The 12,254-nt window shown below is 36.8% G+C and carries 13 protein-coding genes; 12 read left to right on the top strand and 1 reads right to left on the bottom strand.

The features are described from left to right. Positions 1-1,536: 1,536 nt before the first annotated feature. Positions 1,537-3,321 carry an MFS transporter gene (locus ACFIKE_RS06355; RefSeq protein WP_375648722.1) on the top strand — a complete coding sequence of 595 codons (1,785 nt, stop codon included), beginning with the start codon at positions 1,537-1,539 and terminating at the stop codon, positions 3,319-3,321. Positions 3,322-3,770: 449 nt separating this feature from the next. Here ACFIKE_RS06355 and ACFIKE_RS06350 read toward each other — a convergent pair whose 3' ends face one another. Then, complete coding sequence (locus tag ACFIKE_RS06350) at positions 3,771-4,514, bottom strand: nuclease (RefSeq protein ID WP_375648720.1); 744 nt, start codon at positions 4,512-4,514, stop codon at positions 3,771-3,773. Between the two features lie 158 nt (positions 4,515-4,672). On the opposite strand from ACFIKE_RS06350, the gene ACFIKE_RS06345 reads away from it, so the two are divergent. From ACFIKE_RS06345 to ACFIKE_RS06295, 11 genes are all read left to right on the top strand, one after another. Continuing rightward, positions 4,673-5,023, top strand: a complete 351-nt coding sequence (locus ACFIKE_RS06345; protein WP_375648718.1) for a TrbC/VirB2 family protein — start codon at positions 4,673-4,675, stop codon at positions 5,021-5,023. Positions 5,024-5,041: 18 nt separating this feature from the next. Beyond that, positions 5,042-5,365 carry a type IV secretion system protein VirB3 gene (locus ACFIKE_RS06340; protein ID WP_375617900.1) on the top strand — a complete coding sequence of 108 codons (324 nt, stop codon included), beginning with the start codon at positions 5,042-5,044 and terminating at the stop codon, positions 5,363-5,365. Continuing rightward, positions 5,365-7,725: a VirB4 family type IV secretion/conjugal transfer ATPase gene (locus tag ACFIKE_RS06335; RefSeq protein ID WP_375625292.1), complete on the top strand. Its 2,361-nt coding sequence runs from the start codon at positions 5,365-5,367 to the stop codon at positions 7,723-7,725. Before ACFIKE_RS06340 ends, ACFIKE_RS06335 begins: the two co-directional genes overlap by 1 nt. Beyond that, positions 7,722-8,504: a type IV secretion system protein gene (locus tag ACFIKE_RS06330; RefSeq protein WP_375648716.1), complete on the top strand. Its 783-nt coding sequence runs from the start codon at positions 7,722-7,724 to the stop codon at positions 8,502-8,504. Before ACFIKE_RS06335 ends, ACFIKE_RS06330 begins: the two co-directional genes overlap by 4 nt. Before the next feature lie 24 nt (positions 8,505-8,528). Continuing rightward, a complete protein-coding gene (locus tag ACFIKE_RS06325) occupies positions 8,529-8,798 on the top strand; it encodes an EexN family lipoprotein (RefSeq protein WP_375648714.1) in 270 nt (89 codons plus the stop codon). Further along, on the top strand, positions 8,795-9,166 hold the full coding sequence (locus ACFIKE_RS06320) for an EexN family lipoprotein (RefSeq protein ID WP_375648712.1): 372 nt from the start codon (positions 8,795-8,797) through the stop codon (positions 9,164-9,166). Before ACFIKE_RS06325 ends, ACFIKE_RS06320 begins: the two co-directional genes overlap by 4 nt. Before the next feature lie 303 nt (positions 9,167-9,469). Beyond that, on the top strand, positions 9,470-9,820 hold the full coding sequence (locus ACFIKE_RS06315) for an EexN family lipoprotein (protein WP_375648710.1): 351 nt from the start codon (positions 9,470-9,472) through the stop codon (positions 9,818-9,820). Positions 9,821-9,855: 35 nt separating this feature from the next. Next, the gene (locus tag ACFIKE_RS06310) at positions 9,856-10,071 is read left to right on the top strand and encodes a hypothetical protein (protein WP_375648708.1); all 216 of its coding nucleotides are present in this window, start codon (positions 9,856-9,858) and stop codon (positions 10,069-10,071) included. A 54-nt stretch (positions 10,072-10,125) separates the two neighbouring features. Beyond that, positions 10,126-10,506 (top strand): EexN family lipoprotein, encoded by a 381-nt coding sequence (locus ACFIKE_RS06305; RefSeq protein WP_375648706.1) that lies wholly within the window; start codon positions 10,126-10,128, stop codon positions 10,504-10,506. Between the two features lie 304 nt (positions 10,507-10,810). Then, positions 10,811-11,212, top strand: a complete 402-nt coding sequence (locus ACFIKE_RS06300) for an EexN family lipoprotein (protein WP_375648705.1) — start codon at positions 10,811-10,813, stop codon at positions 11,210-11,212. Between the two features lie 36 nt (positions 11,213-11,248). Then, complete coding sequence (locus ACFIKE_RS06295) at positions 11,249-12,193, top strand: type IV secretion system protein (RefSeq protein WP_375648703.1); 945 nt, start codon at positions 11,249-11,251, stop codon at positions 12,191-12,193. The last annotated feature ends 61 nt before the right edge of the window (positions 12,194-12,254 follow it).

Below are 12,254 nucleotides of genomic sequence, written 5' to 3'. Positions count from 1 at the left end.
CCTTACCTATCCCAACAAATCTATCCATAATGTATATGATTACACAGATATAAATAGATTACAAGTAAGCTGTTAAAACCCTTCTGTTAACGCAGTTGGGTTTTTATTTTTTTGCCATTGTGTCTCCTTTTATTGCGACGACTCATAGCTCGAAAAAAGCGTGTCAAGGCCAAAGCTATATTAAAAAAAATATTTTCAATATGGTAAAGATTTTACAAACAAGCTACCAAAACAAATTCTAGATAAAAACATAAGAACCATTTTTAGTTCTTTCTTATACAAATTTGATCCACACACTCATCCCGCTTGTTATGTGCAAGCGAGTGGTTTTGATTGATTCAACATAAACAGGTTTGGAATGAGAGAATCTTGCGTTATTCGAGGGTCTAATTCAATATGAATAACGCTAGATTATCATTATAAATCAATATGATTGTATCTTTAATAAGAAATAAAAGTTTGTATTTTAGCGTCGAATAGAACCTCTTTTAAAGGTAATTTTACCGCAAGTAGTATTTCACAAAATTACAATTAAAACAGAAAAATAATTGAAAAATTTTTCTTCTGAGAAGCTGATTTACGCAACAACTATTCTTTATTTCAGCCCAAAAAAACCTTTTTAAAATTACTTGATAAAGCAGAGCATTGCATATTTCTTATTGCGATTGAAGTGAAATAACCATTGAAATCAAGAATAATACTTTTTGAATGAACTTAATAATTAAAATGGAAATTAGCTGATCAAAAGAGTTTTTCGATTTATACCAGTATAGGCCAATTTGTTTTCCAAACTGAATATTGCGTAATACAGTTAAATTGACTTTACAATTATAAAGTTATAAGTCTTCAGACTTTTTACAAAATACTAATTGTCTTGAATATAAATAAGGCACATAATAACAATATGAGGAGGATATTATGATATACGGGGGACGAATAAATTTGATCGCGTGTGGAAAAACATTGAAACAGTTAAGAATCTTCAACCTCTGCAAAGTATAGGAATAAGAGCGACAGTTACCAAAGAGATTCTAGAAAATATTATTAATTTTATCGATTTTTGTATAAGCAAAGATGTCCATTATATCGGATTCAGGCCGCTCGATACGTCGTCATTTAGTTTTTCTAGAAAAAATAATACAAAGGATCGATCTAAGGCTTTAAGAAACAAAACTCTTCCGCCAAACGCCTCACTTTTTCATTTGAGAGATGAATTATCAAGGAAAGAATCCCCCCTACAGATTTATATAGATAAAAAGTTCCAAGAAAGGAAAATCTCATGGACGTCACAAAATTTTGTAAATTGTATTAATTATTACTTAGACGAAAATTCTACGTACGTTTCGTCGCCGTTAATGTGTTTATTTCCATTTTCATCCTTGGTATTGGACTATAATGGAGATTTAAAAAATCGCTTTTATTCAGAAGCTTTTGGGAATCTACAAAATTATGAGGCAATAGATTGGTCTGCTCAAAGCGTTTTAAAATCTTTGAAAGAATCTGGCGCATGTAGCGGATGTCGTGGGAAGGTATTTTGTGGATAAGGTTAAGCAATTTAAGATTTATAGTGTTAGCAAGTCTACTGCTCTAGTGGTTGCTGTTTTACCACTTTTTTTGTCGGAAAAATTGCATTTGTCGCAAGCGGAAATTGTTTTAATCGGTAGTTATTTTTTATTGCTTCCTTTGATCTTAGAAGTCCCCTTGGGTTTATTATCAGATGTTTATGGAAGTAAGCGCGTTATTTATACTGGTCTGTTTTTCTTTCTTTGCGGTTTTTTAGCTCTTTTTATGAATTATGCATATTTTGCTTACGCCACTTATTTGTTGTGTATTACATTAGCAGCCGCTTGTTTCTCAGGTGCGGAAGATAGTTTACTCTTTTCTGTAGTACCAAAGCATCGCACACTGTTTTCCGTTAAATCCGAGGTGGCTGCTGTTACCTATAGTGTGACAACGGTACTTATTTTTTTAGGGGGAATACTTTATTATGTGCATCCTGCATTGCCTGTGATTTTTCAAGTCCTTTCATTAATTTTTGCTATTTTTATGTTTTCAAAACTGACGAAGGGATTAGATAGTTTTCATATCAACGCTCATCCGAATATTTTCACAGTTATGTGCGCCAGCGGTAAAGAAGTCAAAAATCCTTATCGCTTCACTCTTATTTTTTTAAGTGCAGTTTCAGCTTTTGCTATTTTGGTTAACAATCGAACTGTTTCTATCGCATTTTCTGATTTTTTGCCATTTCAACCTGCTATTTTGGTTTCGATTATTTTTATCATTGGGAATTTTTTTTCAGCAAGTTCCAATATATTGTTTCAGAAGTATTTTTCAAAGTTTCAAAATCCTATTTTTCCTGTCTTAATGATTGGTTGTATGGTAACCATTGCTTTTTTTCTCATGTCATTTCAAATCATTGCGGCTCTTATATTAGGATTTTTACTGCTATGTGTTTTTAAATCTGCTTATCGATCTTATCTGTCGTCTCTTCTTATAAATTCACTGATTGATCCCAAAGCTATCGCGACTGTTTTATCATTTACAGCCATTATTACAGCTGTTGTATCCTTTGCATTCAGTTTTTTATACGGTCATGTTTTTTCAACATTCTGGCAAGCTAATTTGTGGTTAGCAGTGATTATGGCTGTGATTTTTGGGGGGGCTGCTTTAATTATTTTTATCAAAAAGCAAGAAATCATTTGGTTACAGCCTGAAAATGCACAATCGTCAAAACAACATTTCTTGAAACGCAAGCATCAAGAGTTTTGCTATGGGCAAATTTATCCGGAAGCATCGTGCATTAATGAAAACATCAAGGATGGCTCTTTTCGACAAAGTCTCTATCCTGCACCAAATTTGATAACACTTTGCGATGAAGTAGTCGAATGGGAGTTTATCCGGGGTACTGTATTGAGCCAAATGGATTTTCTACATCAAAAGGCGATTATTGATCAAATCAATAAGATCTTTCAAGATCGATTAAGCAAGAATATAATCTTATCACATGGAGATTTAGATCCTGATAATATCATTGTTACTCCTGATAGTTCTTTTATGGTAGTGGATTGGGATTTATGTCAAGAAGCCAGTCCGGAATTGGATATCTTAACATTTTTCACCAGTCCAAGATTATCTCTCAATTTAGAAGAACGGATAGACTATATTTCTCATTTGCTGTCTATATCAAAGGATGAAGCTTTACCAATGATAAAAGCGTTTGTGGCTAAAAAAATTTCTGATCTTTGTCTATACCAAAATATTTTCATGAAACAATTAGTATTGGATTATATGAACTTGAATAAGAAATTTCATGGGCGATAATATTGTAATTTGTAATGAAAATTGCAGTGCGGGCTGCAATCATTGTCCGTATTCGATAGAATGTATGGTGAGAGATGACGCGTTGCCTGAATCTTTATATCCAATAAATGACATAAAATCTGATTTTATTATTCTTTCTGGTGGAGAGCCTTTTGAGCTCGATTATGATTTACTTCATAAATATATAAGACTTTGAGAGGCAGAAAGCCTTTCATTTAAAAAGCAAAACGAAATGACGTATAGCCAAGGGAACGCGCTCTTACATAGCGCTGTAGTGAGCAACCTATATGCATACGCGAGCTTTAAACACAATAATTTTTCATCATGAGAGTTGTCCACCAAGGACTGTGTGGATTATGATTAACTTTTACCTAATAAAGTTTGTAATGGAATATTGTCTTGATTTTTAAATAGCGCTTGAAAAGACGCTTTATCAATAATGGTCAATATTAATTATGGTCAATGGGATTATAGCTCCCGTGATCTCTTCGCCAATCTTCTGGTTGTTGAAATTTGCTCGACCATAAGCCATTTTGTGCTTTTTGAGCAGCAGATTGTAGAGTTTTATAGTCTGCTGGAGATGGAAAATTATGCTGATCTTGTGTTAACACCATCAACCCTTCTGCAAGCCCCAAACGTGCCAGATCAACCCCGTCCACAAAACATTGTGCATAATGAACCTGTTGAATGACACGTGCTTGCCGACAAGTAACATTTTTATCGATTGTTTTTGAGACAAGCCAAGCAGTAACAAAAGCACCACATGGCCACTTAACTCCGTTGCGTGAGGCAAATTGCCTCATTTCACAGCTTTCCACACCATATAAGCGGATATCACGGATAATCTTTTTTCTCCATCCATCGTCCACAAGCGTAATCATTTTAAAGGTCACACCACTTGTAACCTGTATAGCACCTGAATAAACCGGCACATTTTCTTCATAAAATTGTGATGACAATGGTTCTGGATGCAATACCACATTTTGTTGGTTTACATCTTGTTGGTTTGCATAATCTATCAATTGTGACTTCGGATTTTGAACGGGATTTTCTATTGTCTTTTCTGATCCTTTTAAAAAAGAATTTTGAGTAAGTTCTTCATTATTTTTACTTAAATAAAAGTATCCCCAAATAATAATACAAATTAAGACAATATATTTAGGCGCTGCTCTAAGAGATTTTAAAAGTATCATTTTGAATATTACTATATTTTTTGTTCATTAAATAATAAAAGATTAAATATTATTAATTTATCAATAGAAAAATTTATTTTTTTCATTTATATGATTCCTGATTAATATTTTGAATATTAATTTTACGATCAACTTAAACATAAAGCGGGGAATTTTTCATGAAAAACATGAATAATTTGTTCAGTTGTGAACATACCTTACAAAAAACTACTCTATCCAACACCCAAAAGAAATGGTTAACAGCAGCATTGATGCTTTTTATTGCCTTCATGGCACTGAGTGAACCAGCATTTGCTGATGGCGGCTTCGGAAAAATTGAAACTGCTCTTGATAAAATAATTGAAGCTTTAACAGGAAAAATTGCAACATCAATTGCAACCATTGCGGTTGCTGGTATTGGGCTTGCATGGATTGCTGGTTATGTTGAAATGCGTAAAGCTTTTTTTGTTTGTGTTGGCATCGGCATTGTTATGGGTGCAACGCAAATTGTATCAATGTTTTCCCATTAAACATTGCCTTTCAAAGCCATGAAAGAGCACGACAAGCTAACAGAAGATACGTTATTTCTTGCTTGCACGCGCCCTGCAATGATCGCAGGCGTGACGGTGGAAGCTATGGGATTAAATGGGATAGGAACGATGATATTGTTCATTATGGCAGGCAATATTTTTCTTCTCACCTTTGGTGTGATGCTACATTTCATATTCAAGGAAATCCTAAAGCATGACCATAATAAATTTCGTATTCTTCTGACATGGCAAAAGACATCTATTTTTGCCAGAAATTCGAGTCTATGGGGTGGGGGAAGTATTTCTCCATTACGATTAATTCGTAATTATGAGGAATTATAATGAATAGAACAGAGCGCAAACGTGAAAAGCAGCCAGAAGCGATCATTCCTTATGTGCGCCATGTCAATAAACACATCATTGCGCTGGATTCACGCGCTCTCATGTCCGTTATTAAACTTGAAGGCATTAACTTTGAGACAGCGGATATTATTGATCTGAATGTGCTTCACGAACAGCTCAATAATCTGTTTAAAAACATAGCGGATGAACGGATAGCGCTTTATAGCCATATTATCAGAAAGCGTGAAACCGTTTATCCGGATGGGACTTTCAGATCGGCATTTGCCAAGCAATTAGATGATAAATATCGCGAGCGGATGGTTTCACAGGAGCTTTATCGCAATGATCTTTATCTTTCAATTTTGTGGAATCCACACGTTGATCAAACGGATAAATTAGTGGAGTTTTTCAAACGTTTAGGCAAAGCCAAGCAAGAAAAGACAGAAGTTGATGCAGAGTCCATTCGCAAGCTTGAAGATATTACCACAGATCTTATTCAAAATTTAGAGCGTTATGGTGCAAAAAGACTGAGCCTTTATGAACATGAAGGTAATATTTATTCGCAGCAAAGTGAGTTTATCCACCAATTGGTGGGAGGTCGTCGTGAACGTATCCCTCTCACATGGGGGACGATAGCTTCGACTGTTTATTCAGACCGTCTCATTTTTGGGAAAGAGATCATAGAAATACGCACCGAGGCGGAACAACGGTTTGCGGGCATGTTTGGTTGGAAAGAATATCCAGCAAAAACCAGGGTAGGCATGGCGGATGGTTTGCTCACCCTTCCCTTTGAGTTTATTTTCACCCAATCTTTTGTTTTCAAGAGCAAAAACATTGCCAAGCAAATTATGGGGCGCAAACAAAACCAAATGGTCAATGCAGGAGACCGTGCGGGCTCACAAATTATGGAGCTAGATGATGCGCTTGATGATCTTGAATCCAATCGTTTTGTTTTAGGGGAGCATCATTTATCATTGGCAGTTTTTGCTGATACGCCGCAAGAGTTAGCGGATAATCTTGCCAAAGCGCGTTCTCGTCTCACAGATGGTGGGGCTGTGATTGCGCGGGAAGATTTAGGGTTAGCAGCAGCTTGGTGGGCACAATTGCCTGGCAATTATGCTTATCGCACCCGCTCTGGTGCAATAACAAGCCGCAATTATGCAGCGCTTTCTCCATTTCATTCTTTTCCGGTTGGGAAAATAGATGGCAATGTGTGGGGACCAGCGGTAGCCTTGATGAAAACCTCTGCTGGTTCACCGTTTTATTTTAACTTTCACTTTGGTGATTTAGGCAATACGTTTGTTTGTGGTCCCTCTGGTTCTGGGAAAACGGTTATTGTCAATTTTCTTTTAGCACAACTTCAAAAGCATGATCCCAATATGGTCTTTTTTGACAAAGATCGGGGTGCAGAACTTTTTGTCAGAGCGGGTGGCGGCACTTATATGCCCTTGAAGAATGGTAGACCGACAGGCATAGCACCGCTAAAAGGCTTAGACTATAACAATCCAGCAGATAGAGTTTTTTTACGCCAATGGATTATAAAGCTTGTTTCGTCTGAAGATCAAAAGATCAGTGAATCAGAAAGACAAGATATCACGGCAGCTGTTGAGCAGCTTGCCTTGTTGCCAAAAGAACAACGGACAATCTCGGCCTTACAAATGTTTTTTGACACCACGCATAGGGAGGGGATATCGGGTCGTTTAGAAAGATGGTGTAAAGGCAATGCCTTAGGGTGGGTTTTTGACAATCCTGATGACGACATTGGCATTGATGCAAAATTTATTGGTTATGACATGACGGATTTTTTAGACAATAATGAAATTCGTCCACCCTTGATGATGTATCTTTTTCATAGGATTTTATCTCTGATTGATGGGCGTCGTATTATCATTGTCATTGATGAATTTTGGAAAGCCTTAGAGGATGATTCCTTTAAAGCCTTTGCGCAAGACAGGCTGAAAACTATTCGTAAACAAAATGGTTTGATGTTGTTTGCAACGCAATCTCCCAAAGATGCGATCAATTCGACCATTGCTCACACCATTATAGAGCAATGTCCAACACAGATTTATTTTCCCAATCAAAAGGGCAATCATGGGGATTATGTAGAAGGTTTTAAATTATCGGACAGAGAATTTAACCTGATACAATCAGAATTAAGCCGTGAGTCACGGCGTTTTCTCATCAAACAAGGGCAAAGTTCAGTTGTAGCAGAGCTGAATTTACGCGGCTTTGATGATGAAATAGCCATTTTAAGTGGCACCACCAAGAATATTGAACTCCTAGAGACCATTATGGATGAAGTTGGACAATCTCCAGAAAAATGGCTTCCTATTTTTCAAGAAAGGTCAAAACAATGAAAAAACTTTTATTGGCAACAGCCGTCTATGCAGCTTCATTTGGCTTTCAAACAAATGCCTTCGCACAAATGCCTACATTCGATTTACAATCTTTTACGCAAGGGGGAAAGCAACTTGAACAATTGAAGCAACAAGTTGATAAAGCAAAACAACAAATTCAACAAGGCAAACAACAGCTTGAGCAATTAAAGAGCCAGCTCGATCAAGCGAAACAATTATATAACTCCTTAAATGTCAAGCCTGACATCTCGGGATTGAAAGACATGTTTAACAAGCAAGGGAGCAGTGGCGCCCTCCCTTCAGATTTCAACCACTTTCAACAATCGATGGGCAGTGGCGGTGGCGGTGGCGGCGGCGGCGGCGGGAGCAGCAGCAAAAACGCGCAAAAATGGCAAGAAGAACTCTTATACAAAGAGCCCGCGGGGGGCGCAGGATCAAAAGAAGCAGTAGATGCTTTTTACGCACAGGAAGTGAAAAAAGCTGAACAGCGCGTAGTAGGACAAGCAGCCAAAGGACAAGACGTCTACGAAGAAGCCAGTGAAACACAAAAAAACATTACCAAGCTCCTTGACGAACTTGGAAGTACTAAAGATGCGGGTAAAATTCAAGGCATTCAAGCACAATTAGCAGCGGTACAAGCAGACCTCCAAACAAAAATACTCCAAATGCAAGCCGCCATGATGATTCAACAAGCAGAAGAAAAAGCGGCAGAAAGACGTGAAGCGGAAGAATTTAGAGCACGATACAGAGCTTTGGCCAAAAAACTGCGTGGTCAATAAACGAGAAAAAAGAGGGGCTTGAACATGAACAAGATCATCATAACAACATTGCTACTTTGCACAGCGCTGATCACGACTGGTTGTGAAAAAACCTACAGCGTAGAAGAACTTAAAAAAAATAAAAAACTGATGGAAGAAGTATTAGTGAAATGTTTGACGTCAGGGGATTTGAATTCGAAAAATTGTAAAAATGCAGAGCAAGCTGAATTTGAAACCCGTAAAAAATGGAGAGGCTTTGGCTCAACAAATGACGATAAACAAGAATCTGAAAAGAAACAGGACAATAAATCATGAATAAAGTTCTCGTAACAACATTGCTGCTTTGCACAGGGCTCATCACAGCTGGCTGTGAAAAAACTTACAGCGTCGCAGAATTTAAAAAAGATAAAAAATTGATGGAAGAGTGGAATGCTAAATGTGGATTCGCAGGAACTGCAAAAAATTGTGAAAACCTAAGATTAGCACAACTTGAACTTGAAAAGGAATATGAAGCAAAAGCTGAAGAAAGAGCCCGTAAAGCTCAAGAGAATCTTGATAAAGCATTTGAAAAAACCAGAATTAGATTGAGAGAGGAGATTCAAAGAAATCAAGCTGAATATGAAAGAAGGCAAGCTGAACAACAAGAGAAAGAACGAAAAGCAAAAGAACAACAGGATAATTAGATTATAAAATACACAACGAATAGCGGAGCATCTCAATGGCAATAATAACCAAAGGCGTATTTACTGACATAGATGATATGTTGATGAAGAACCTTACAGATACAATGGATAAAACCATTTCACATTACTATTGCGCTTTAGCTGCTCAACTTAAAGAGCTTTGTACACTCTATAATATATTTATGGCAAGATTATGTCTGTGCTCTAGATTTATCATCACTGGTTATAAAAACCGATAACACAAGCAGAATTTAAAGATTGTGCTCAAACCTCAAAAACTGAAAGGAAAAAGGGGAAATATTGATGAATAAAGTTCTCATAACAACATTGCTGCTTTGCACTGGAATTATCACAGCTGGATGTGAAAAAACCTATAGCGTAGCAGAATTTAAAAAAAATCCAAAATTATTTGATGAATGGGTCACGAGATGTGGAGGGATAGGAACTTCAAAAAATTGTGAAAACCTAAGAGTAGCAGGCGCTGAACTTGAGAAAGAACGTCGGGCAAAAATTGAAGAAGAAAATCGCAAAATAGATGAAAAATTTAAAGCTGAACAAAAAGCCTGGATTGAAAAAATTGAAGCTGATACTAATAGATTACGAGCAGAACGAGAAGCAAAAGAGCGTGCTAAACAAAACCAAGATAATAATTAAATTATAAAATACACAACGAATAGCGAAGTATCTAAATGGCAATAGTAACCAAAGGTGTATTTACCGAAATAGACAATATGTTGATGGATCCCCTTACAGACACAATGGATAGCACCATTACACATCGCTATTGCGCTTTAGCTGCTCAACTTAAAGAGCTTTGTACACTCTATAATATATTTATGGCAACATTATGTCTCTGCCCTAGATTTATCATCACTGGTTATAAAAAACCGATAACACAAGCATAATTTAAAGATTGTGCTCAAAACTTGTAAAACTGAAAGAAAGAAGGGGAAATATTGATGAATAAAGTTCTCATAACAACATTGCTGCTTTGCACTGGAATTATCGCTGCTGGATGTGAAAAAACCTACAGCGTCGCAGAATTTAAAAAAGATAAAAAATTGATGGAAGAGTGGAATGCTAAATGTGGATTCGCAGGAACTGCAAAAAATTGTGAAAACTTAAGATTAGCACAACTTGAACTTGAAAAGGAATATGAAGCAAAAGCTGAAGAAAGAGCTCGTAAAGCTCAAGAAAGCCTTCATGAAGCATTTGAAAAAACTAGAGCTGAAATGAAGGCTAAACTTGCAAGAAGAAGAGCTGAACTAGAAGCAAAAGAACGCGCAAAAGCCGAACGAGAAGCAGAAGAGCGCGCTAAACAAAACCAAGATAATAATTAAATTATAAAATACACAACAAATAGCGGAGCATCTCAATGGCAATAGAAACCAACGGTGTATTTACTGACATAGACAATATGTTGATGGAGCCCCTTACAAAGACAATGGATAGCACCATTACACACCGCTATTGCGCTTTAGCTGCTCAACTTAAAAAACCTTACAGGCTGTACAATAGATTTATGGCAAGATTATGTCTGTGCTCTAGATTTATCATCACTGGTTATAAAAACCGATAACACAAGCAGAATTTAAAGATTGTGCTCAAAACTTGTAAAACTGAAAGAAAGAAGGGGAAATATCTATGAATAAAGTTCTCATAACAACATTGCTACTTGGCACTGGAATTATCGCTGCTGGATGTGAAAAAACCTACAGCGTCGCTGAATTTAAAAAAAATCCAACGTTGATGGAAGAGTGGATTGCTAAATGTGGATTAGCAGGAACTGCAAAAAATTGTGAAACCCTAAGATTAGCACAACTTGAACTTGAAAAGGAATATGAAGCAAAAGCTGAAGAAAGAGCCCGTAAAGATCAAGAAAAATTTGATAAAGTAATGGAAAAAGCTAGAGCTAAAATGAAGGCCGATCTTGAAAAAATGAGAGCTGAGAATGAAAAATTCCGAGCTGAACAAGAAGCAAAAGAACGCGCTGAAGAAGAACGAAGAGCAAAAGAGCGCGCGGAACAACAACAAAATAACCATTAAATTATAAAAATACACAACGAATAGTGGAGCATCTAAATGGCAATAGAAACCAAAGGTGTATTTACCGAAATAGACAATATGTTGATGGAGCCACTTACAAATACAATGGATAAAGCCATTAACAATCTTTCATCAAGTTTAGGTGCTCCGCTTAAGCTATCTTGTACAATCTACATTATATTTATGGGATACAATATCATCTATGGGCGTTCTTCCATGCCTCTGTGGGAGTTTATAGCGACAACTTTCAAACTTGGCATCATTGTTGCACTCGCCACAAATGCCGCTTACTACAATACGTGGGTCAGGGATATATTTTTCAATGATCTGCCGAATGCCATTTCAAATGTCACACAAGGTACAGCACACTTAGATAAAAATGTATGGGACAATATGATGAACCAAGCTGCTGCACACGTTTTTGATGCAGCAGACAAAGCAGGAATATTGTCAATGGGTAAGTTTCTTGCTGCATGGATTGCTGGTCTTATCTGCCTATTTATTGCTGCTGTTTTTTGTATCATTGGTTTTATCGTCTCATTAGTGGCTAAACTGGGTTTATTTCTTGTCATATCAATAGGGCCTCTTTTCATAAGCCTCTATATGTTTTCATCAACAAGGCGTTTTACAGAAGCATGGTTAAATCAAACAGTAAACTTCATCATACTTCAGGTATTAGTCGTGATTCTTGGTGGCTTATATGTACAGATTTCGATAAACATTTTTTCAGCAGGTCTTGACGATATTATGATTTCTTTAATTCAATTCTTGGCTGTCGGCATTTGTGGTATTTACCTTTTCTTCCATTTACCGGGCATTGCTTCCGCTTTAGCCTCTGGAGGAGCCTCCCTTACGGGAGCAACAAAATTAGGAGCAGACTCAGTAAAAACGGCTGGGAAAGCTGCTGAAGCAGGTGCTAAGGCTACACTGAAGGGTGTAAAAAAATTAGCATCACTAATAGCACAATTAGCAAAGGCCTAAGTTCAAATGCGGGAATTTAAAAAAATTGGGATTATCTTACCATTTCTCTTTCTCAGTGGCT

Origin of the sequence: Bartonella sp. MU70NMGDW (assembly GCF_042194085.1) — a bacterium.
In the GTDB taxonomy this organism is placed as follows: Bacteria; Pseudomonadota; Alphaproteobacteria; order Rhizobiales; family Rhizobiaceae; genus Bartonella; species Bartonella grahamii.
The sequence above is the reverse complement of the archived record's forward strand: the minus strand, read 5'-3'. Positions and strand labels throughout refer to the sequence as shown.

Excerpts from the sequence above, each read along its gene's own strand:
- ACFIKE_RS06350 (WP_375648720.1), bottom strand. The coding sequence starts at position 4,514 with ATGATACTTTTAAAATCTCTTAGAGCAGCGCCTAAATATATTGTCTTA.
- ACFIKE_RS06345 (WP_375648718.1), top strand. The coding sequence starts at position 4,673 with ATGAAAAACATGAATAATTTGTTCAGTTGTGAACATACCTTACAAAAA.
- ACFIKE_RS06340 (WP_375617900.1), top strand. The coding sequence starts at position 5,042 with ATGAAAGAGCACGACAAGCTAACAGAAGATACGTTATTTCTTGCTTGC.
- ACFIKE_RS06335 (WP_375625292.1), top strand. The coding sequence starts at position 5,365 with ATGAATAGAACAGAGCGCAAACGTGAAAAGCAGCCAGAAGCGATCATT.
- ACFIKE_RS06330 (WP_375648716.1), top strand. The coding sequence starts at position 7,722 with ATGAAAAAACTTTTATTGGCAACAGCCGTCTATGCAGCTTCATTTGGC.
- ACFIKE_RS06325 (WP_375648714.1), top strand. The coding sequence starts at position 8,529 with ATGAACAAGATCATCATAACAACATTGCTACTTTGCACAGCGCTGATC.
- ACFIKE_RS06320 (WP_375648712.1), top strand. The coding sequence starts at position 8,795 with ATGAATAAAGTTCTCGTAACAACATTGCTGCTTTGCACAGGGCTCATC.
- ACFIKE_RS06315 (WP_375648710.1), top strand. The coding sequence starts at position 9,470 with ATGAATAAAGTTCTCATAACAACATTGCTGCTTTGCACTGGAATTATC.
- ACFIKE_RS06310 (WP_375648708.1), top strand. The coding sequence starts at position 9,856 with ATGGCAATAGTAACCAAAGGTGTATTTACCGAAATAGACAATATGTTG.
- ACFIKE_RS06305 (WP_375648706.1), top strand. The coding sequence starts at position 10,126 with ATGAATAAAGTTCTCATAACAACATTGCTGCTTTGCACTGGAATTATC.
- ACFIKE_RS06300 (WP_375648705.1), top strand. The coding sequence starts at position 10,811 with ATGAATAAAGTTCTCATAACAACATTGCTACTTGGCACTGGAATTATC.
- ACFIKE_RS06295 (WP_375648703.1), top strand. The coding sequence starts at position 11,249 with ATGGCAATAGAAACCAAAGGTGTATTTACCGAAATAGACAATATGTTG.